This window comes from Saltatorellus ferox, assembly GCA_007751475.1.
Taxonomy (GTDB): Bacteria; Planctomycetota; UBA1135; order UBA1135.
In genome coordinates this window covers 3,704,880-3,726,977 of sequence record CP036434.1, presented here as the reverse complement: position 1 = coordinate 3,726,977, position 22,098 = coordinate 3,704,880, and the positions used below count along the sequence as shown (strand labels likewise).

Sequence of the window (22,098 nt, the reverse complement as noted above, 5' to 3'; positions counted from 1 at the left end):
TAGACCCGCGCGCCGCCGTGCGGCAACTATGGCGAATCGCCAAGGGGCGAATTCGAAGCCGTCCCTTATCCTCACGCCATGATGTACGTCCGCCTCATGGCCTTCGCAGTGCTCGGCAGCTTTGCCTTCGGACCGGCCGGCCTGGCCCAGGGAGGCGCTCGTGAAGAGATCGCTGCCCTCGGATGCGCGGCCTGCCACGCTGACCTCCAGACCGCGGGTCTTCGCCCGGCACCCGATCTACGCAGGACCGTGCCGCTGATCGATCCGGGCTTCCTGGAGGCCTTCATCGCTTCACCGCACGCAGCGCAACCCGGCACTCGCATGCCTGAACTGCTCGGCGCCATGCCGCCCGAAGAGCGAGCGCTCGCGGCGGCCGAGCTCAGTGCGTTTCTTCGAACGGAGACGAACGCTGAAGGAATGGAAGCATCCGCGGATGCGGACGCTTCAGCGGAGCGCGGGCAGCGCCTCTTCCATGAAGTCGGCTGCGTCATGTGTCACGGCCCGATGGCCGCGACCGACGGAGCGTCCCGCGTACCGGTCGGGCCTGAGGGAGCTCGCTCCCTCGAGCACGTCGCCGACAAGTACGGGACGAACGCACTGGCGACGTTCCTGCTGGACCCGCTCCGCCATCGGCCCTCTGGCCTGATGCCCGACATGCAGCTGAGCCGCGGCGAAGCGGCTGATCTGGCGGTCTACCTGTCTCCGGCAGCCCCCAAGGACGCGGAAGCCGTGCCCGAGTCCGCCCTCGCGGCGGCCGGACGCGAGCGCTTCCGCGTCCTTCAGTGCGGGAGCTGCCATGCGGGGTTCGACGCCGCGGGCGAGACGTTCGCCGCCCCTGCCGCCCGCGACGTGTTCGCGGGCTGCCTGGCCGATGAGCCTGGCCCCGGCGTGCCGCAGTATGCGCTGACCGACGAAGAGCGCTCCGCGTTCAGGGAAGTCCTTCCGACGCTCGGGACGCCGCTGACCTCCGCCGAGCACATCGCCTCGACCCTCGGCGCCCTTCGCTGCACGTCATGCCATGTCCGTGAGGACGCGGGCGGTGTCCCCCAGCGACTCGACGCGTACCTCGTCACCGACGAGCCGGACCTCGGCGACCACGCGCGCCGTCCACCGAACCTCACCGGCGTCGGCGCGAAGCTGCGCCCCGCCTGGATGGAGCGCGTGCTCCTCGACGGCGCCTCTGTCCGCCCGTACATGCATACGCGCATGCCCGTCTTCGGCGCGGACAACGTCGGGCACCTCCCGGCGCTCTTCGCCGAGGTCGACGGGGAAGCGTCCCTCGAACTCCCCGCCGAAACCGGCGAGAACGAGCGCGAGGCGCGCGACGCCGCACACAAGATGCTCGGTGTCACCGGCCTCGGATGCGTGACCTGCCACACCTTCAACGGCAAGCCCGCGCCGAGCTTCCAGGGCCTCGATCTCCTCACCGCTCCGGAGCGTCTGCAGGAGCGGTGGTTCCGTGACCTGCTCGTTTCGCCCCAGAAGAAGCTCCCCGGCATCGTCATGCCCGAGTCCTGGCCCGGCGGCGTCGCGGCGCTGGACGACGTGCTCGAAGGGAGCACCGATCGACAGATCGCCGCGATCTGGCACTACCTCCGGCTCGGGACCAGCGCCCGCGACCCGCGCGGGATCTACCAGCCCCAGTGGAACCTCGACGTCGAGGATCGGCCGGTCGTCTATCGCGGCCGCAGCCGCGTCGCCGGGTTCCGCGGCATCGCCGTGGGGTTCCCCGCTGGCATTCACTACGCCTTCGATGCCCAGAACGGCTCGCTCGCCGCGATCTGGCGCGGCGACTTCGTCTCGGTCAACTGGAACGGACAGGGCGCCGGCGACTTCTATCCACGCACGGAGGCGACCGCGCTCCCGAGGGACGTCGCCTGGCTCGAGCAGATCACGGACGATACGCCCTGGCCCCTTCGGCCGATCACCACGGAGGAAGAGCCCATCAACGCCGACCCGACGTACCCGCGACAGCACGGCTATCGCTTCCATGGCTACCGGCTCGACGCCTACGGTGTGCCGACGATCCGCTACGAGGTGAACGGCGTGGCCATCGAGGACCGGATCACGCCGATCGAACTCGACGGGCGGTACCTGCTTCGCCGCCAGATCAGCCTGGGCACCGATGCGGCCACGAGCTTGACCTTGCGCTTGCTGTCTGGCCCGATCGAGCCCCTGGGCGGTGGACGCTACCGATCGGGCGGCGTGATCGTCGGGACCCCCGAGGGCAGCGCGCGATCGAGGCCGATCGCCGGCTCTTCCGAAGGGGAACAAGAACTTCTCATCGACCTCCGCATGCCGGCTGGCCGCACCTCCCTGGAGATCTCCTATGACCTCGGCAACTGATCCTCGCGTTCGAATGCGTCCCTCCAACGGCATCCGTCGCGGTCTCCTTCCCGGCTGCCTGCTGGCCTGCGCTGCCCTCGGGCACGCCGAGGACCTCGGGGATCGCTGGGGCACCGAGTCCCGCGAGCGCGAGTACTACCGCATCATCAGCCTGCCGATCCCGGAGGAGCTGGTCCTCGAGGCCGGCGCGTTCACCCAGCTCCCCGACGGCCGCATCGCCGTCGGGACGCGGCACGGCGATATCTATCTGGTAAGCGGTGTCGATGGCCCGCGGCCCGAGCCCACCTACGAGCTGTTCGCCAGCGGGCTCGACGAGATCTTCGGGCTGTCCCCCATCGAGGGCGGCCTGATGGTCACCCAGAGCTGCGAGCTCACGAGCGTCACCGACTCCGATGGCGACGGCACGGCGGACCGGTTCGATACGGTCTCGGACGGCTGGGGCTACGAGAACTACCACGAGTACGCGTTTGGCGCCGGGCCCGATGACGAAGGCAACCGCTACGTCGCGCTGGGACTCTCGATGTCGTACCACTCTCGCGCGCTCTTCCGTGGCTGGGTGATGAAGGTCACGCCGGAGGGCGAGACGATCCCCATGGCCAGCGGCCTGCGCAGCCCCGGCGGCATCGGATTCAACGAGACGGGCGACCTTTTCTACATGGAGAGCCAGGGGCCGTGGAACTCCTCCTGCAGCCTGAAGGCGATCACCGAGGGGAGCTTCCACGGGCACCCGGTGAGCTACAACTGGTACCCCTTTGCGCCGAACATGGGCGACGCGCCCGCCGTTCCAGAATCGGGCTCGCGGATCGTCATCGAGCGCGAGAAGGTTCCGGAGCTCACCCCCTACGCCGTGGTGTTTCCCTACATCCGCATGGGGCGCTCGATCATGGGCTTCGCGCTCGATCACACCGGCGGCAGGTTCGGACCGTTCGAGGATCAGATCTTTCTCGGGGACTTCAGCCTCTCCGTCCTGCTGCGTGCCACGACCGAGAAGGTCAACGGCGTCTGGCAGGGGGCGTGCTATCCGTTCCGCGAGGGCCTCTCCACCGGGCTGCTGGACGTGGCCTTCACGCCGGAAGGCAACCTCATCGCGGGTGGAACCAACCGCGGCTGGCCGGTGCGCGGCATCGAGCCTTTTGCGCTGGAGCGGGTCGAGTGGACCGGCAAGGTGCCGTTCGAAATCGAGCGCATCTCCATCCTGCCGGATGGCTTCGACGTGCGCTTCACGCTTCCGGTAAATCCAGAGGTGGCGAGCGATCCGAAGACCTGGGCGCTGGGTACGTTCACGCACATCTACCACGCGGGGTACGGCGGGCCCGAGGTCGATCAGACGGTGCCGAAGGTCAAGTCCGCGAGGGTGTCGGACGACGGCCTCACGGTCCGGATCCGGCTCGATCAGCTCAAGAAGGGCCACGTCCATGAGTTCGATCTCGCAGCGATGCGCTCGGCGAAGGGTGAAGAGCTGCTGCACCGCGACGCCTACTACACCGTGAACGAGATCCCGGCAGCGGCCGCCCCACGGGCGCACCCTGTCCCGGAGGATCCGCGGTGGCTCACCTACAGCGCCAAGGACGCCACGGAGGCCTCTCCCCACGTGGTCTTCCTGGCAGGCGACCAGGAGTACCGGAGCGAGGAGTGCATGCCCATGCTGGCGCGGCTCTTCGCCGAGAAGCACGGGATGCACACGACCGTCGTCTTCCAGCAGGATGAGCAGGGCCGCGTCGAACCGAACGCGAAGATCAAGTGGGACGACAAGGCGGTCGAACACGACATCCCTGGCCTCGAGTACCTGCGTTCGGCCGACGCCGTCGTGTTCTACACTCGCCTTCTGTCGCTGCCGGAAGCGCAGCTCGCGTCGATCTACGGTTACCTCGATTCAGGAAAGCCGATCCTCGTCGTGAGGACCGGCAACCACGGGTTCATCGACTGGGACTACCAGGTCGATGGCAAGCGGCAGCGGTTCGGCGAGGACGTGGCTGGCGGCGCGTTCCGCGGGCACCACGGCCGCTGGAGCCAGGATTCGACGCGAGCCACGCCCGTCCCTGCGAACGCCGATCACCCGGTGCTCCGCGGCGTCGACGACGTCTGGGGACCGACCGACGTCTACCGAACGTACCCCGAGGGCGAGTCGCTGCCCCGGGACTGCACCGCGCTCCTCATGGGCCAGCCGCTCATGAGTCGGAACCCGACGGACGCGCCGAACACCGACCTCGAGCCGCTCCCGGTCGCGTGGACGAAGCTCTGGACCGGGGCGAGCGGCCAGACGTCCCGCGTGTTCAACACGACGATGGGAAGCGCGCGCGACTTCCAGTGCGAGGACATGCGCCGACTGCTGCTGAACGCGGTCCTCTGGGGACTTGGCCGCGAGGACGAGATCCAGCCCGACCTAGACGTCGACATCGTGGGAACCTACGAGCCGAGAAAGAGCGGCTTCGACTACGAGGCGCTCGACGTGCGCCCGCGGAAACCAGCGGAGTTCCGTTAGTCGACCCGAAGACGCGTCGCGTTCATTTCGCCTTGGCGAGCTGACGCGCCGCGGTCTCGCGGACCTTGTTCCGAACGAGCGGCGTCCAGCCCAGCAGCGTCCCCTTCGCGCCGAGGGCCATCCGGCTCCAGCGCCAGAAATCGAACGCGTCCACGTGACGGACGATCTTGCCGTCCCGAAACTCGAACGTCGCGTCGATCACGTTGTGGACCGTACGACCCGTGGCGCTGAAGGTGTAGGTCGCTTCCCAGTGGGCCTTCCCTCGGGCGTCATCGGCGGAGATGCCCCCGAACGTCACGGCGAGGTCCTTGCCTCTCTCCAGCAGCATCTTCCACATCGCGCGCACCTCGCTCGCGTCGAGGTTCGGGAAAACGGGGTCGCTGAAGCGCGCGTCGTCTGCGTAGGCGGCCGCCATGGCGGAAGCGTCTCGGCGTGCGAACGCTCCGTAGAACTCATGGAGCAGGGCTTCGTTCGGGTGCATGGAGGTCGGGCCAGGGGGGCGAAGGCCTAAGGAGCAGGCTAAATCGAGGATAGCCAAATTTCTGTTCAGTCCTCGTGGGAAAGAAAGGCGCTCAGATGATCTTTCACGCCTCACCGCAACCCGCAGCCAGTCGCTGCCCAACCACACTCCCGAACTATGGCACTCCTCCAACTGATCTTCTGCATCCTCGTCCCACCGCTCGGCGTCTTCCTGAAGGTTGGCCTCGGCAAGCAGTTCTGGATCAACTTGATCTTGACGATGATCTTCTGGCTCCCCGGTGCGATCCACGCGCTCTTCTTCGTAGAGGACCGCGGCGCGGTTCAGCCCGCCTGACCCGGCATCGCGGACGTCCGTGGCCCGCGAGATCGCCGGAACCGCGTATCTGCATCCCGACCGCCCGGCTCAAGTTCGATCCGCCGGGCGGTCATGGTATGCGTGAACGCGGCTTTCGCCGTCTCCGACCCAGCGCTCATCGCGCGCTCCCCCGCGAAATGCGATCAAGAACCGGGCTTGATTCAACAAAGAGGCAGCGCCCTACGGGCAAGAGATTGGCAAGCTACCGCCGGGGCGACCGGCTGGCCGTTGGCGACTCGGCAAACGCCGGGGTTGTCCCATGGAAGTTTCTCTGACGCCCCTGGTAGCTGCGCCGGGACATGGACCCGGCGTCCACGAATGATTCTCGCGATCGATGGTCTCCTGGCAGGAGCCGCCCACGTTCTGACCGGGCCCGATCACCTCGTGGGGGTCGCACCCCTCGCCGTCGAGGAAGCTGTGGACGCCACGCGCCCCGGTGAGGTGCGCCGGATTCGCCCCTGGCTGGTGGGCGCGAGCTGGGGGGTGGGTCATGGCGTCGGCGTCGCCATCCTCGGCGTCCTCGGCCAGACCTTGCTTTCGGCCACCCAGGTCGACGTCGCTTCCGGCTGGTCCGAGCGGCTCGTTGGCGTACTGCTCGTTGGCCTCGGGCTCCATGCCATTCGGCGCGGTCGCGGGCTGGTGATTCACGAACACCAGCACATCCACGACGAGTCGCGCCACGTTCACTTGCACGTCCATGAGCATGGGCACAAGGGTGCGAAGCACGGCCGCGGGGAGCAGCACCGCCACGCAGCCCTCGGCATAGGCCTCGTCCACGGACTTGCCGGAGCGGGGCACTTCTGGGCGGTCCTCCCCTCACTGGCCATGGGCCGGACCGAAGCGGCGACCTATATCTCCGCGTACATCGTGGCGTCGATCGTTCTCATGACCGCCTTCGGGGCGGTCCTCGGGCGGATCACGCGTTCTCTGGGCACGACGTGGATGCCGCGCTTCTTCCAGTCGGTGGGCGCGGTCACCGTCGCCATCGGTCTGTGGTGGCTGGCGACCACCTTTTCGTAGGCGGAAGTCGATGGGCCGGCAGCGGCGCGAGCCGGACGGTTGGAAAGGTCTCGATCATCGTGGGAAAGCTCCAGAGGAAAGGGTTCACTCCGAAGACCGAGCTCTGACTCGCAGGGTTACGGGCCGCTCCGTCCAAGGGAGCGGTATCGCGTCCAAGAAAAGGCTGGATCACAGCTTTTGCCCGGCTGCATCCCGAATCTTTTCGAGGGACTCCACCAAGTTGCAAAGGGCTCCTGGGCGCCCCTCCCGGGGGCGCCAGGCGGACTTTCGCGTCCTCGGGACCTCCCGGGGGCGGTCTGCGGCAGGAGGATTGACCCATTCCTTTCCCCGATGCCGATAACGATGGACCCTTTTGCCCTTCCTGGCGCGTAGGATACGCCGGTACGCGCAAAGTGCCGAGGGGAGATCACTCTTCCAGCGACGCGATGCACCGGGTCAACCAATCGTTGGTTGGCTCATCAATCTCTGAATCTAGCAAGACGGATGTTCCGTGTTCCGAGCCCCATTCCGTGGTTGGCCCTGGCGCGCTGACCACCGAAAAAGACAACTTAATGGGTACTCGACTCTTCGTCGGCAACCTCTCCTGGGACACGACTGACCAGACCCTCCGCGAAACCTTTTCCGAGGATGGTCGCACCGTCAAGGACGTGCACATCGTGTCCGACCGTGAAACCGGCAAGCCCCGCGGCTTCGGTTTCATCGAAATGGGGACCGCTGAGGAAGCTCAAGCGGTCATCGAATCTCTTGATGGTGCGATGCTTGACGGCCGCAACATCAAGGTGAGCGAGGCGCAGGAGCGCCAGCCCCGCGGTGGAAACCGCGGCGGTGGCGGCGGCGGCGGCTGGTAAATCAGCCCCCCTCCTGATGGCTCCGCTGATGGATTCACAAGATCTCTCCAGCTGAGCCTGCCAGGTGGAACTCGCCTCACGGCACGTTCCATCATCGATGGCCAGGATAAGACAACGAGACCCCCGAGCCCCCTGTGGGCTCGGGGGTCCTTTCATTGGCGGAGTCGTTCGGACGCTACCATGGCAGGCATGGACATTCGAACCGTCAGCGCGCTCAGTCTCCTTGTCGTCTCGGGCCTCCCTGCCATCTCTGGGTCCGCGGCCCTCACCGCCAGCCGTCCAGCGTCCCAGGAAGTCACGGACGAAGCGGCATGGGAGATCCATCGCGCCGTTCTCACCCTCGACACCCACAAGGACATCTCCGATCGGCTCGCGGATCCGAGCCTGAAAGCCCTCGCGGACGCCGGTGATCCCGAGGGCCAGAGGCTCTACGAGAAGAACGAGCCCACGGTCGACGGGACGAGCCAGGTGGACTTTCCGAAGATGCGGGACGGCGGCCTCGACGCCGCGTTCTTCATCGTCTACGTCGGCCAGGGAGCGCTCGACGAGAGCGGGTACGCGCTGGCGCGAAATCAGGCCCTCGCGAAGTTCGACGCGATCCACCGGATGGCCGAGCGGTACCCCGAAGAAATCGCCCTCGCAGTGACGGCCGATCAGGTCGAAGCCGCGCATGCGGCGGGCAAGCTGATCGCGTGCATCGGGATCGAGAACGGCTACTGCATGGGGACGGACCTCTCTGTCATCGAGGAGTTCCACGGGAAGGGTGCACGCTACATGAGCCTCGCCCACAACGGTCACAGCCAGCTCGGCGACTCGCACATGCCCGAGGGTGAGCCGCTCCACGGCGGCCTCTCTGACCTCGGCCGCCGCGCGATCGAGGAGATGAACCGCGTGGGCATCATGGTCGATATCTCCCACGCCGCCAAGACGACGACACTCCAGGCCATCGCTCATTCGAAGGCTCCGGTCCTCGCCTCGCACTCGGGCGTCGACGGCGTTTTCGATCACGGGCGCAACCTGAGCGACGAGGAGCTGCTCGCTCTCAAGCGAAACGGCGGCGTCATCCAGTGCGTGGCGTTCAGGAGCTACGTCCGCGACGACGGTGGTCGAAGCCAGTTCCTGGAGGCGACTCGAAAGGAGCTAGGCCTGCCGGAGCGCGGCGGCATCCAACCCGCCGAGGACGACCCCGAGATGCGCGCCAAGATGCGCCAGCTACGCGATCGAATGAAGGCGTTCGACGAGGAGCGACCGAAGGCCAACGTGGCGGACTTCGTGAATCACATCGACTACGCCGTGAAGAAGATCGGGATCGATCACGTCGGGATCAGCTCCGACTTCGACGGCGGTGGCGGCGTGGAGGGCTGGAACAACGCCCGCGAGACCATCAACGTGACGCGCGAGCTGCTCGCTCGCGGCTACGGAGCGGACGAGATCCAGAAGCTCTGGTCCGGGAACACCCTGCGCGTCTGGCGCGAGGTCGAAGCCGTCGCGGCTCAGATCGCCGCCGATTCCGAGGGTCGGTGAGACCTCGAAGGGCTCGCCGTCAGTCCAGGAGCAGCGTCCAGACGCTTGCCTCGCGGACGTCGGCCGTCATGCCCAGCGCGCCGCCCGATGGCTCCGCCTTGGTCGCCAAGTAGAGCCCGCTGGCCTCGTGCAGCAAGCGAACGGTCGCCTCCCCCACCCGCTCCTGAATCCAGACCTGCGCGTCGATCGTCGCGCGCTCGGGGTCGTCGCGCGGCCCGCCAAGGCGCGACGGCTCGACGCTCAGGTGCTGCAGGTAGGTCAGGTAGAGCCATGGCTGGGGCCCGCCAGGCCTGAAGGCCTCCAGTCGCCACCTCTGGCCACGCTCGGTGGCGATCCGAATCAATCGCCAGTGGTGGGCGCCCGCAGCGCCGAAGAGTTCGCTCCGGACGCCGACGTCACCGTCCGCAGACCAGGCCAGCGAGGCCTTCTCGCCGCCGATCGCCACGGTCCCTTGCTCGACCAGGCGACCGGTGAAGGACTGCTCGACCGAGGTGCTTCGGTTGTTCCCGTGGACCTTGGTACCCGCCACCAGAACCGACCGGTAGTCACCTCCATCGTGATAGAGAAACGAGTTGCCGTTGAAGGTCGCGGTGTTGTCCCGCAGGACCCCGTTCCGTGACCGGTACGCCACCTGATCCGTGTCGAGCACCACGGCCTGGCGACGCTTGCTGTGGAACTCGCAGCCCTCGACGCGAAACCCGATCGTCGCCGACACGTTGACACCGTCATCGCTCAGCCCCTCGAAGTAGCAGTTCTCGATCGAAACATCGCGGCAGTACTTGAGGTGAACGCCGTCTCCGCCGGTCGCCTGCACGCGCCCCGGTTTCACGAGCACCGCGCAGTCGCGGACGGTCAGCCCCACGTCGTGGGTGGTCGCGACGAAGAAGAGTCCCGCGCCGTAGCTGATCACCCGGCGAAGCTCGATGCCGGACGAGTACTGGATGCGGAAGTTGTTCCCGCGCCGGTACAGAAACGAGAGGACGTCGCCGACCGCGAAGTCGCCGAGGTCCACCTGCGGCGTCATGGTGAAGCGGATCGGTCCCCCGGGCTCCTGCTGGGTGCGCTCCGTCACGGCGAAGGAGCTGGCGACGCCGCGCTTGGGGCGATGGAGAACGTCCGGATCGTGAATCCAGCCCCACTCGTCGGAGTACCCAGGGAACTGGGCGAGGTCGGTCGCCCCTGGAAACGGCTGCGCGATGACCGTTCGCGCGTTCCGGTGCACCGCCGTCACCCGGCAGGCGATGTGCGGCAGCGGGTCCAGATCGATCACGACGTCCTGGATGCGGACCCGCTCGCTCCGATCGATGTAGAACACCCCGAGCCTCGGCGTCTCCACGATCAGCGTGGCCCCCGCGCCATCGAACACGACGGGACCTGCCCCGAAGTGGCAGGAGAGGTCGAGATACCCCCTCCCACGCCTGCCGGTCTTCAGCCGATACTCGGCGCCTCCGGTGAGCAGCACCGTGGCCGCCTCGCCGCTCAGGTTCGAGTAATCGATGGCCGCGTCGATGGCCGCCTGGATCGCTGGCCCGTCGTCGTCATCGGGCTGGTCCGGCGTCGCTCCGAATGAATCCGCCGAGAACACGGCACTGGACTCATTCGTCAGAGCTGCCTGACCCGCGATCGCAGGCCATAGCGCAAGGATCCGAGCCAGAATCACCCTTGGGTCTCCTCGCTCCCAGGTCCTTGGGCTTCCTTCTTCGATCCACCCTGCCGCTCCAGGTGAATGGCGCCGCTCACGTGCACATCGCGCTGCGGGAAGGCGATCTCGATGCCGTTCGACCGGAACTTCTTGTCGATCTTGCTGTGAAGCTCGTCGATCACCGTGGGCCAGAGGTCGCGGTTCGCGAGGTACACGCGCAGATCGAAGTCGAGAGTGCTGTCACCGAATCGTCGGAAGATCGCGCTGGGGACAGGGTCGTCCATCACCTGGCGACATTCCTTGGCCGCTTCGATGAGCAGCTTACGCGCCAGATCCGTATCCGACCCGTAGGCCACCCCCACGGCGATCACCACCCGCGTCACGGGATCGGTCAGAGTCCAGTTGATCACGCTCGCCGTGATGAACTCCTTGTTCGGGATCAGGTACTCGCGGCGGTCCCAGTCGAGGATCGTCGTGGCGCGCATGCGCAGCTGCGTCACCCGCCCTTCGGTTCCTCCGACGGTCACGATGTCACCGACCCGCACCGGCCGCTCGATCAAGATGATGAGCCCCGAGACGAAGTTGGCGAAAATTTCCTGGAGTCCGAAGGCCAGGCCGAAAGTCAGCGCCGCTGCCAGCCACTGCACCTGGCGCCAGCCGATTCCGACCGCCCCCGAGATCGCACTGACTCCAACGATCAGAATCAGGTAGCGCACGATCGTGGTGATCGCATAGCGCGCCCCCCCGTCGAGCGGCAAGCGCTGAAGAAGCGCGAGCTCCAGCAGCGCGGGCAGGTTCCTCACCGCGACATTGGTGAGCGCGAGGAAAATCAGCGCGAGCAGCACGTCCCCGAGGGTCAGCGTGTTGAGCAAGATAGGCGGAGCCTCGCTGTCTTTCGCCGACTCCTTCTGTGACGTGGGCATCCCCGGTAGGCCAGCGGTGGCGCTGGGGCCCGAAGCCTCCGAACCGGATTCGGAAGCGGTGTCCTTCTGGCCTTCGCCGGACGTCGGTGCTTCTGCGCTGTTCTTCGACGCCTGCCCGCTGGCCACCCGCGCGCTCGACCCCGCCGGCGACGGCGAAGGGGCGCCAGACGGCGCGGATGCCAGAGGGACGTTCGTGAAGGAATCCGGGTTGAGCGAGGCGGATTCGTCGCTGATGATGGCGAGCCGCGGCAGCAACTGGACTCGATTGAGCTGCTGAAGAGCGGGCAGCGCGCTCGTCCAGATCAGGTAGATTCCCAGCACGCTCGTGAGAGTCATGCTGCTCTTGAAGAGCTGCCTCGTCTGCGCATCGACGGACGGAATATCGACGTGGTCGAGATCCAGCGCGGGGGCCTGACTGCCATCCGCGCTCGTTTCCGTGGCCTTCTTTCGACGTTCCCTAGCTTCGAGAGCCTGGGTGACGGCGAGCTTGCGACGCGAGATGTAGAGCCAGCGCAGCAGCATCGAATAGACGACAAGGAGCGCCAGCAGGAAGTAGCCGGACGTTCGGATCCGGAGTTCGAACTGAAGCGCCGTGTAGTAGTACCCGGTCAGCGCGAGTATCGAGAGACCGACCGGCATGGAGATCGCAAGGATCAACCAGAGCCGCTTCGTGCGCAGGAGGAACCCAGCATCGTCGTCCCCTTTCTTGGGCTCCCAGATGGGACTCTGGGCTCCGATCGCCCACTTCACGAACAGGGCGGTGACGAGCGTCCAGGCGATGAACGCGAGGCGCCCGATGGAGTCGGACCACGCCTGAACGCCATGGCGATCGAGAGCGAGCGCGGCGAATGCCAGTACCACGAGGATCGGCTCGTACCAGCGCAGATGCCTGCGCACGTGCTCCGCGCTGTCCACGCGCCATCGGAAGTGCGAAATGCCGACTCCCCCGCTCCGCAGGAGAACGACGAGGAAGCGCATCACCCCATAGAGCCAGGTCACCTCGCGAAGCGCCGACCCTGCGGAGCGGAGAAGCGCGGGCTGATGGTCCGCGCCGAGCCAGCGCCCGATGGCCCACATCATCATCGGCAGCGGGGCGGCGAGCAGCACGGTCTGGACGAGCGCCCGGAGCGTCAGCAGATAGCGGTCGCTCTTGTAGGAGCGAGTGGAGTCCGACATCGCGCGCAGTTTGCCCCCGAGAAAGCGCTTCGACGCGAGCAGAATCAGAGAGCCGATCAGCGCGAGTACGGCCGTCAGCGGGGGTAGCGAACTCCCGTCGTCCTCGTCCTCGACGGCTTGGAATGCCTTGGCCATCTCCGAGGCGATGTCGAGCGCATCTTCGGGTGCAGTTCTGATCATCGAAAGCGGGTTCAAAGGCGCGCTTCTCACCCAGACGATCCGGGCCTCGATGAACGCACGATACTCCTCCACCGCCTCTCGTACCTGGCCACGCAAGGTCCTCGCCGAGTAGAGACGCTTCTCGAGTTGACTCACCTCCTCCAGCGCGGCGGTCTGCATGTCGCGCTGCTGCCGAAGAAGCTTGAGCGCGGCCTCCGTCCAGCCGGCCTCGGGGGCCTTCTCCCCTTCCTTCATCCGCTGATCGATCAGCTCCTGCACCCGCGCCTCAGGGTCCAGGACCAGATCCTCTTCGAGGTTGATCTCGCGGATCTCGGCCTCGGTCAGCCGACGGTCGAGACTCGCATCCTCTGCTGCGAGGTCGGCACGGCTCGGCAGCCACTCGAAGTCACGGCGAAGCTTCGCCGCCATGCCTTCCGTCAAGGCACCGGTACGATTGCGTCGCGCAGCCAGTCTTCGACGGCGCAGCGTTTCCGCCAGAAGCGCTTCCGCCTCCAGGACGCTCTCGTTCGCCGCCGAGATTTGCATCGGCAAGCCCTTGGGCCCCGAGCGCAGAGCGGCCAGTTCGAAGTTCTGCGACGCGATCTTCTGGAGGGTCGGATACCGCTTCACCGTGTCGTTGAACTGCGCCTCGGCGGCCTTCTTGGTGGCCTCCGCATCGCGCTGACTCGCAGCCTTGTAGGCCTCCTGCCATGCAGCCACCGCGGCCTCCGCGGTCTTCCGCCTTCGGACGGCCGCGTCTCGCTGGAGAGGCACAACGTCGCCAAGCGCCGCGTAGGCGTCTTGCTCCGCGCTCGCCGCTTCGAGGAAGGCCTCGGCGCGGACCACCTCGGCTGCCAGCTCGGCCATGCGCTCCGGAGTCGTCGCATCCGCAGGCGCCGTATCCTTCCGCTCTCTTGCGAGCTTGACGGCTTCTTCGGCCTGGGCGATCTCAGCGGGGAGCTGCTCCTGACGAGAGGTTCGACGCGCCGACTCCTCCTCCAGGGCGGTCACGGCGTCCGCTGCCACCTGCGCCTTGGCGCGAGCTTCCACGAGCGAAGACTCTGCATCGGCGAGCGACGGATTGGGAGGCACGACGACGGTCGCGCCGGACGGTCCCTGCTCGACGAGGCGCTGCTGCTCGTCCGCCTGTTCCTTCTCGAGAGATGCGCGCAGCGCTGGCGCGGACTCGATCATCTCACGGAACTTCGCGGTGCTGGCGCGCGCGTCCTCCGTGTGGGCGTTGAGCCTCGCCAGTTCGTTCGGCGTAGAGGACGAACTCGCTACCTGCGGCTCGATCGGCGCGGACGCCGCCTGGAGACCGGGCGCGAGCCAGCAGAGCGACGCCACGGCCACAGCCATCCAATTCATGGGGATCCAGCGACTCATCGATTGCTCTCCGCGGACATCGTGGGAGCGCCACCGAGCCAGCCGAGCCTTCGGAAGAGAACGAGCAGGCCGATGCCCACCGTCAGGCAGACCCCCCAGAAGAACAGATAGCCATACTTCCACTCGAGTTCCGGCAGGTTGCCCGGCTTCGTGGTGTCGAAGTTCATGCCGTAGATGCCGGCCAAAAAGGTCAGCGGGATGAAGATCGCGGAGATCACCGTCAAGACACGCATGACGTCGTTGGTGCGCTGACCCACCATCGAGAGATGAACGTCCACGAGACTCGATGCCAGCTCCCGGAAGCTCTCCGTCACGTCGACGACCTGCATGACGTGATCGAGCGTGTCGCGCAGATGGAGCTGCGAGGTGGCCGAGAGCGGGCTGCTGCTCTCGCGCAGGAGGCGCTGGAGCGCATCGCGAAGCGGCCAGGCCGCTCGCCGTAGAGCCGCCAGCTCGCGCTTGGTCGTATAGAGGTCCCCGAGAGGCTCCGCCTCGCTGTCCGTGAGGATGAGATCCTCGAACTCTTCGAGTTCGTCGCTGTAGGCTTCCAGGACCGGGAAGTAGCCGTCAACGATCGCGTCGATCACCATCGCGGCGAGGTAGTCCGAGCCGCTGCCGCGGATCTGCTTGCGGCCGCCGCGGATGCGCTGACGCAGTGGATCGAAGACGTCCTCGTGGGTCTCCTGGACGGTGAGAACCCAGGTCGGTCCGAGGAAGACGCTCACCTGCTCCCAGACCAGCCCCTCCACGCCGCGCTCGTCGACGAGCACCATGCGGAGCACCACGAGGATGCCGCTATCGTAGCGGTCGACCTTGGGCCGCTGGCCCATATGGACCATGTCGGAGACAGCCAGAGGATGGATGCCGAAGCGCAGCCCGAGATCCCGGATCGCCGTGCCGTCGCCGATGCCCTGGATATCGACCCAGGTGATCTTGGAGGCGTCGGTCGGGATGGGCACCTCCGCGAGGTCCGCGTGGGACACCTCCCGGAGGTCCGTGAGATCGAACTCCATCACACTCGCACGGGGCGCGATGCCACCGGGCTCCACCTGGATCTCTCCCGGCGGAGCGCCGCGCTTCGTGAAGGTACGTCGGAACAGGCTCATGGCCACACGTTACCAGGGCGGACACCCGGAGCGTCGTGCCCAAAACTCAGCTCTGGCGCGAGCGTTCGAACTACCCTCGGCGACCGCGGGGGAAGCCGCGGCTTCCTCCTCGGCGAGCGTATCCGCCGCGAGCACCGCGCATTCCGCCGCCTCGCCGAGCGCCCCCGGAGGAGCCGACGGGACCGCGGTCGCGGCGAATGAACGTCTGGGGATCACGCGGGTCGCGTCGGGAGACCAGCTCTTCGAACTGCGCCGCCATCGACCCGTCGACGTCGAACGTGCTCGCGTTCGGGTGGATCGCGATCGCGCCGATATGGTGGCCTTCGACCTGACCGCGTCGGCAGACCGACGCGAGCAGTCGGCCCGGGGTCGCCCCCTGGTTCTCGCCGTAGTTGATGAAGAAGCGCACCTTGCCCGTGTCGCTCACCCGAACACGGGCGTCGCCGCCGCCTTCATGGCGGGAGCCTCGCTCCTGGGCAAAGCCGCCCCCCTCGACCTGGACCGGAAGAGCGCGGCCCGCTGGCTCGAGCTGTGCGAGCAGCGCCGCCACGACGTCGCGGGGCTCGCGGGTCTCCAGCAGCTCTTCAGCGGTCTTCCGATGCTTCTTCGGCAGGCCCTTCTCCAGGATCTCGTCGAGCTGCGAAACCATCTTCGCCTTGTTGCGCTCGTCGATCATGCGCTGGACCTCGTCGGCCCCTGGGACATCGCGCCACTCGATCTCGACGGCCGCTTGATTCAACAGACGCTCGACGTGACGACGACGACGCGGAGGTGCGAAGAGCACGCAGGTGCCCTTGTTACCGGCGCGGCCCGTGCGGCCACTGCGGTGCGTGTAGATTTCGGAGTCGATCGGCGGCGCCGTCTGAACGACGAGGCCGACGTCCGGGACGTCGAGACCGCGCGCGGCGACGTCGGTCGCCACGAGGATCGTGGCGCGTCCGTCGCGGAACGCGGCCAGCGTGCGCTCGCGCTGACTCTGGGCGAGATCACCGCTGATCGGGAGCGCGGCGAAGCCGTCACCCTCCAGGCGGGTGGCGAGTTCCATCGTGTCAGCGCGGCGCTCGACGAAGACGAGGGTCTTCGTCCCGCCGTTGAGGAGCAGGATGTTCACGAGCGACGCATACCGATCGCCGCCATTGACGAGGTGGCCGACGTGCTCGATGTCGATGTTGGCGTCGCCGAGGCGGGTGCCTTCGATGACGAGGGGGTCGTTCTGGTACTGGCGCGCCAGGCGCGCGATCCCGTCGGGGAACGTGGCGGACACCAGGTGGGTGCGGCGGCCTCCGGCCGTCGCGTCGAGGATGGCCTCGAGGTCCTCCTTGAAGCCCATGTCGAGCATCTGGTCCGCCTCATCGAGCACGATTTCACGCGCCCCCGAAAGGTCCAGGGCGCCCGAGCGGACGTGGTCGAGGAGACGGCCCGGCGTGCCCACGAGCACGCGCGGCCGATTGCCGAGGGTCTGACGATCGCGGAAGATCGGCGTACCGCCCGTCACCGAAGCGACGCGCGTTCCGGGGATGCCGGCGAAGAGCCAGCCAAGTTCCTCGGAGACCTGGTTCGCGAGCTCCCGCGTGGGGACGATCACGAGCGCCTCCGGTCCATCGCTCTGCCGCTCTTCCAGCAGGGCGCCACGCGCCAGCACGATGCCGAGCGCGACGGTCTTTCCAGAGCCGGTCTGGGACGAGATCTGCAGGTCACGGCCAGCTGCGTCGGCATCGGCCACCGCCTCTTGGACCGAGGTCAGCGAATCGAAGCCACGCTCCTCGAGCGGCCGGCGCAGGGCCTCCGGGAGCGAGGCGAACGCCGACGCGCTCGTCGTCACCGGCGCCTCGAGGTCGTGGACGGGTTGGTTCCCATCCGGTCCGTCGAATTGATCCTGGGGAATCCCAGCGCGGGACTCGTTCCGCACCTCGAAGTTCTCGTCGTTCACTGCGTCCACACTTTCGCTCAGTTGAGTATCGGTCATCTGTGTTGTTCCCGGGGCACCGCTCTGGGCGCCATTCAAGAGGTGCTTTCAGGGCACCCGATTTCACGTTCGTTCCTTATCTGTCCCCAAAAGCACATCCCCCGGGGCACTCGCGAGCTGTCAGAGCTCGCCCACACACGTCGGCACATTCTGCGAGCGCCCTGTTCCAGGGCTGGTTCCCGCTCGCGCGCCGCTGTTTCTCTTGGCTGCTTCTATTCGCTGGTTCCCAAGGCTGTCGCGGACCGTTCTCCAATCCGCGACGGCACCAGACTAGCGGCGGCGTCGGCCGCCGCCGCGCGAGCCGCCGCCTCGGGCGGAACCGCCCTCGACACCGAGCCCGAAGGGTCGCGAGGGTCGTTCGCTGCGGCGCGGCTCTGCAGCCGTAGCGGCGGCTGCCACCGGGCGGACGCGCGTCGTACCTGGCTTGGGGCCCGGCTTGGGGCCCGGCTTGGCTCCGGTAGAGTCGGAGCCGCCTGCACCTGCCGTACTACGACCGCGGCCGCGCGGGCCACCGCGTCCACCGCCTCGCGTGGAGCCTCCTCCACTGTTGCGGGTGCCGCGGCCACCGCCGCCGCCACGCTGGCCGCCGCGCGGGCCGCGCTCGCGATCCAGGCTGGACGCGTCGACCTCAGGCAGATCGATGCCCTGGAAGCGCACGCGCTCGATCTTCGCACCGAGTCGCTTCTCGATGTCCTTGACCTGTTTGCCGTCGTCCGCCGTCACGAAGGTGAAAGCCGAGCCAGTCCGCTCCGAGCGACCCGTACGGCCGATGCGGTGCGTGTAGGCGTCAGGGGTCATCGGCACGTCGTAGTTGATGACGTGGCTGACACCCTCGATGTCGAGGCCGCGCGCCGCGATATCCGTCGCCACCATCACCGTGTAGGTACCGTCCTTGAAGCCCTTGAGCGCGCGCTCGCGCTGGGGCTGGGACATGTTGCCCTGCAGGGCGACAGCCGCGTGACCGCGCGCGTCCAGCTTCTTCGCCAGACGCTTCGCGCGATGCTTCGTTCGCGTGAACACGATCGCCGAGTCGAAGTCGTCGCCCGCCAGTAGCTCCTCGAGAACCCCCGGCTTGTCCGTCTCGGACAGCGGCACGAGCTGGTGCTCGATCGTCTCCGCGGGGCGCGTGTTCGCGAGTTCGACGACGGCCGGCTTGTGCAGCACCTCGTCGGCCAGCTTGCGGATCTCACGGGCCATCGTCGCCGAGAACATGAGGTTCTGGCGGCGCGCCGGGAGCGCCTTGAGGATGCGTCGGACGTCGGGCAGGAAGCCCATGTCGAACATGTGGTCGGCCTCGTCGAGAACGAGCACTTCCACCTCGGCGAGGCTCAAGGCGCGCTGGTTCAAGAGGTCCAGGAGGCGCCCCGGGCAGGCCACGACGATGTCGGGCCTCGCCTTGAGAGCGCGGATCTGACGTGCAACCGGAACGCCACCGAAGATGGCGGTCGCGGTGAGGGGCGTGAACTGGCCGAGGCGCTCGAACTCGGCGTGTACCTGCATGCTGAGTTCGCGCGTCGGGGTCACCACGAGGACGCGAAGGCCCGGGCGGCGATCGACCAGCAGGCGCTGAAGGATCGGCAGCACGAAGGCTGCGGTCTTGCCGGTGCCGGTCTGGGCGAGGCCCAGGACATCACGGCCCTGCATGGCGGGCGGAACGCCCTTCACCTGGATGGGACGAGGCTCGGTGTAGCCCATCTCATCGATGGCCTGGACGAGTTCGTGACGAAGGGAAAACGAGTCGAAACCGGACGGCTGACGCTTGACCTTGATCCCTTGCGGGGCCTCGGACCGACGTTCGGCGCGCCCAGAGTTCGGCTCCTGGGGGGACCGCTGGGTCCTCCGGGGTGCTCTCTGGCTCATATTGTTGGGGGCTGGCCCTCGCCGGACGGCATCTTTTCAGCCGGGGACGAGGTATCGCGACCCATACAACAGCAACGGGAACGATCGGTAACTTTAGGCTCGACGCGGCCCCTCGCCGGAAGAATCCGGGGCGCCCTGCTGTGCGTCGGTAAGGCCGAATCTGGCCTCTGACCCGCGAAGAGTAGGGCAATCGGGCCCCGGCGGAGTCAAACTTCCCCGATAACTTCGGCGGGAACCGGGTCTGACGCAGAAATGGACCGCTCCGGGGCGCCCTAGGAGTCTGCGCCACAGAATGCGATTCCGCGAGCACCGCCAGGATCCACGCTCGCGGCGTTGCTCGCGGAATCGCATTCTGTGGCGCAGACTCCTAGGGCGCCCCGGAGGGCCGCTCGGCTCGGATCTCGTTCAGCCGAAGGATGCGATACGGAGGGCTTGCCCCCTCGACGCCACCGTGAAAGTCCTTGTGCAGGTGCAGCTGATTGCTCGTCACGATCAGCGCTCCGTCCTGATCGAACGCCAGTCCGTCAGGCCAGGAGAAGAGCACCGGATCCGAGTCGAGAAGCTGATATCCCTCGGGCGTGGCGACCCCGATCCCGCTGGCCTGAAGGTCCGTCACGAAGACCCGTCCCTGCCCGTCGACCCGCATGCCATCGGAGGGTGGCTTCGTGGCGTATTCCTCGATCGAGGCGCGCAGGGCCTCGTCCCCGAGTTCGGGGTTCGCCAGGACCTCGGTCGGAATCCGATAGATCTGGTCGCCACTCATGGCGCCGTAGTAGATCCAGGTCTGCGTCGGATCCACGGTGATCGGATTCAGCGCCATCCTCAGGTCTCGCAGATCCCCGCCTTTGGTGACGGTCTGCAGCCGAGAACCTCCGATCGTGATCCGTTCCACGTCGGGCATGAAGCTCGCGTCGCCCTGAAGGACACGACGCGCCGTCCCCATGTCGATATCCACCACGATCAGCGCAGGCTCCGGCGTCTCGAACGGCCCCGGCGAGGTCATGTCCGCGATCACCACCATGCCGTACTTCTCGACGATCGCCATGTCCTGGAGAAAAGAGGACTCGACCCTCACGGTCTCGGGGATCAGGATCTGGTGCGCCAGCGAATCACGCTTCGTGTCCCAGGCGACGAGCTTCGGCGTGAGGCCGCTCCCCCCCATGTCGAGGATCCAGACGAGCCCGTCGGACCGCGCCTCCACGCCGATCACGGCTCCGAAGCGATCGCGGGACCAGCTGGAGGACGGGAACGGAACCACCTCCGCCTTCCCATCGGGACCTTCGACCAGCTCCACCACCTTGAACTCGGGCGAGTCCATGGGGTGCTGGCTGAAGATCAGCCGCCCGTCCACCGTGACCGCCGGATTTCCCGGGCGGACCTGGAGTTCGGCGAGCACCTCGATGGGCTCTGCGGGCGGCGAAGCGCAGGAAACGGCCGAGGAGCCAAGAAGCGCAAGACTCACCAGGCCTTCGAGACTCAGGCGATACGAGGCAATCAACATGCCACCCAAGATCCTCGCTCCGAGCCCGATCCGCAAGTCTCCGGGAACCACTCTTGGTTGAATCGCCGGATTCGGGGACCATGGGCCCGTCTCCTACCCGACCTGCAACGCATGTTCCACGAAACCGTCACCGCCCAAGGCCACCTCATCGACACCCAGACCCTCGATCGCGTCTTCGACCTGATCGCGGACCGGGGTGCGACCCACGAGGTACTTCAGTTCGATATCGGAAAGCGAGGCGAGGATGAGTCCTTCGTCCGCATGAAGGTCACGGCCCCGGATCGAGAGACGCTCGACCACGTCATCGACGGCATCATCCCCTACGGATGCGAGGTCGAATCCGCCCGTGATGCGCGCTGGGCGGAGGCGCCCAAGGACGGCTGCGTACCCGAGGACTTCTACTCGACGACCAACCATCAGACCCAGGTGCGAATCGACGGGCGGTGGGTCAATGTCGGGAAGCAGCGCATGGACGCGGTGATCGTGCTCGAGGAGGGCGACCCCATCTGCCGCAAGCTCCGCGATGTCCGCCAGGGGGAACAGGTGGTGTGCGGCGCAGGTGGCGTCCGCGTCACCTTCGATCAGCCGGGTCGAAAGAAGCAGACCTTCGCCTTCATGAACAATGACATCAGCTCGGAGAGACGCGTCGAAACGAGCCTCCAGCGCGTCATCAAGATCATGGAAGAGGTGCGCAAGAAGGGAGAGCGCATCGTCGTCGTCGCGGGACCCGTCGTGATTCACACGGGCGGCATCGAGCCGTTCAGTCGGCTCGTCGAAGCGGGCTGGATCGACGTTCTGCTCTCGGGCAACGCCATCGCGGTTCACGATATCGAGAACTGCTTCTTCGGAACCTCCCTGGGCGTGAGCCTGGAGAAGGGCGTGCCCGTGGAAGAAGGGCACAAGAACCACATGCGAGCGATCAATCGGATCAATCACGCGGGATCGATCGCGGAGGCCGTTCACCAGGGCGTGCTGACGAGCGGACTCATGTACAGCCTCGTCAAGAACGACGTCAAGTTCGTGCTGGCTGGCTCGATCCGCGACGACGGCCCGCTCCCGGATACCGTCATGGACCTCGTCGAGGCCCAGGAGCAGTACGCGAACGAGCTGGAGGGCGCGGGCCTCGTGCTGATGCTCAGCACGATGCTGCACTCCATCGGCGTCGGCAACATGCTGCCGTCGTGGGTGCACGTCGTCTGCGTCGACATCAACCCGGCCGTGGTGACGAAGCTCAGCGATCGCGGTTCGTCGCAGACCGTCGGGATCGTGACCGACGTCGGGCTGTTCCTCCAGCGGCTCGCGGACGAGCTCTGCTGAGCCACCA

At 66.8% G+C, this 22,098-nt stretch carries 14 protein-coding genes; 7 read left to right on the top strand and 7 right to left on the bottom strand.

Annotated features, from left to right (window positions below; all coding sequences use genetic code 11):
- Positions 1–78: 78 nt before the first annotated feature.
- Both Poly30_RS13330 and Poly30_RS13325 read left to right on the top strand, forming a co-directional pair.
- Entirely contained in the window at positions 79–2,346 is a 2,268-nt protein-coding gene (locus tag Poly30_RS13330; protein ID WP_145198071.1) for a c-type cytochrome, read from the top strand.
- Positions 2,347–2,359: 13 nt separating this feature from the next.
- Complete coding sequence (locus Poly30_RS13325; RefSeq protein WP_145198069.1) at positions 2,360–4,828, top strand: ThuA domain-containing protein; 2,469 nt, start codon at positions 2,360–2,362, stop codon at positions 4,826–4,828.
- A 22-nt stretch (positions 4,829–4,850) separates the two neighbouring features.
- Here the strand turns inward: Poly30_RS13325 and Poly30_RS13320 are convergent, their stop codons facing one another.
- A complete protein-coding gene (locus tag Poly30_RS13320) occupies positions 4,851–5,309 on the bottom strand; it encodes a nuclear transport factor 2 family protein (protein ID WP_145198067.1) in 459 nt (152 codons plus the stop codon).
- 156 nt (positions 5,310–5,465) lie between these two features.
- Here Poly30_RS13320 and Poly30_RS13315 point away from each other — a divergent pair, with 156 nt between their 5' ends.
- The 4 genes from Poly30_RS13315 (at position 5,466) to Poly30_RS13300 (ending at position 9,055) form a co-directional block, all read left to right on the top strand.
- A complete protein-coding gene (locus tag Poly30_RS13315; protein ID WP_145198065.1) occupies positions 5,466–5,642 on the top strand; it encodes a YqaE/Pmp3 family membrane protein in 177 nt (58 codons plus the stop codon).
- A 339-nt stretch (positions 5,643–5,981) separates the two neighbouring features.
- Positions 5,982–6,683 carry an urease accessory protein UreH domain-containing protein gene (locus tag Poly30_RS13310; RefSeq protein WP_419191342.1) on the top strand — a complete coding sequence of 234 codons (702 nt, stop codon included), beginning with the start codon at positions 5,982–5,984 and terminating at the stop codon, positions 6,681–6,683.
- Between the two features lie 551 nt (positions 6,684–7,234).
- Positions 7,235–7,531 carry an RNA recognition motif domain-containing protein gene (locus tag Poly30_RS13305; RefSeq protein ID WP_145198061.1) on the top strand — a complete coding sequence of 99 codons (297 nt, stop codon included), beginning with the start codon at positions 7,235–7,237 and terminating at the stop codon, positions 7,529–7,531.
- A gap of 189 nt (positions 7,532–7,720) precedes the next feature.
- Positions 7,721–9,055 carry a dipeptidase gene (locus Poly30_RS13300; RefSeq protein ID WP_419191341.1) on the top strand — a complete coding sequence of 445 codons (1,335 nt, stop codon included), beginning with the start codon at positions 7,721–7,723 and terminating at the stop codon, positions 9,053–9,055.
- A gap of 19 nt (positions 9,056–9,074) precedes the next feature.
- Here the strand turns inward: Poly30_RS13300 and Poly30_RS13295 are convergent, their stop codons facing one another.
- The 6 genes from Poly30_RS13295 to Poly30_RS13270 form a co-directional block, all read right to left on the bottom strand.
- Positions 9,075–10,640, bottom strand: a complete 1,566-nt coding sequence (locus tag Poly30_RS13295; protein WP_145198057.1) for a right-handed parallel beta-helix repeat-containing protein — start codon at positions 10,638–10,640, stop codon at positions 9,075–9,077.
- Positions 10,641–10,711: 71 nt separating this feature from the next.
- On the bottom strand, positions 10,712–14,323 hold the full coding sequence (locus Poly30_RS13290) for a mechanosensitive ion channel domain-containing protein (protein WP_145198055.1): 3,612 nt from the start codon (positions 14,321–14,323) through the stop codon (positions 10,712–10,714).
- A 14-nt stretch (positions 14,324–14,337) separates the two neighbouring features.
- Positions 14,338–15,447: a magnesium/cobalt transporter CorA gene (corA, locus tag Poly30_RS13285; protein WP_145198053.1), complete on the bottom strand. Its 1,110-nt coding sequence runs from the start codon at positions 15,445–15,447 to the stop codon at positions 14,338–14,340.
- 70 nt (positions 15,448–15,517) lie between these two features.
- The gene (locus Poly30_RS13280) at positions 15,518–17,413 is read right to left on the bottom strand and encodes a DEAD/DEAH box helicase (RefSeq protein WP_145198051.1); all 1,896 of its coding nucleotides are present in this window, start codon (positions 17,411–17,413) and stop codon (positions 15,518–15,520) included.
- A gap of 270 nt (positions 17,414–17,683) precedes the next feature.
- Positions 17,684–19,273, bottom strand: a complete 1,590-nt coding sequence (locus tag Poly30_RS13275; RefSeq protein ID WP_419191340.1) for a DEAD/DEAH box helicase — start codon at positions 19,271–19,273, stop codon at positions 17,684–17,686.
- A gap of 367 nt (positions 19,274–19,640) precedes the next feature.
- Positions 19,641–20,774, bottom strand: a complete 1,134-nt coding sequence (locus Poly30_RS13270) for an L-dopachrome tautomerase-related protein (protein ID WP_145198049.1) — start codon at positions 20,772–20,774, stop codon at positions 19,641–19,643.
- A gap of 111 nt (positions 20,775–20,885) precedes the next feature.
- Here Poly30_RS13270 and Poly30_RS13265 point away from each other — a divergent pair, with 111 nt between their 5' ends.
- Positions 20,886–22,091, top strand: coding sequence for an ornithine cyclodeaminase, nickel-pincer nucleotide-dependent (locus tag Poly30_RS13265; RefSeq protein ID WP_145198047.1), 1,206 nt, complete (start codon positions 20,886–20,888; stop codon positions 22,089–22,091).
- Positions 22,092–22,098 lie beyond the last annotated feature (7 nt).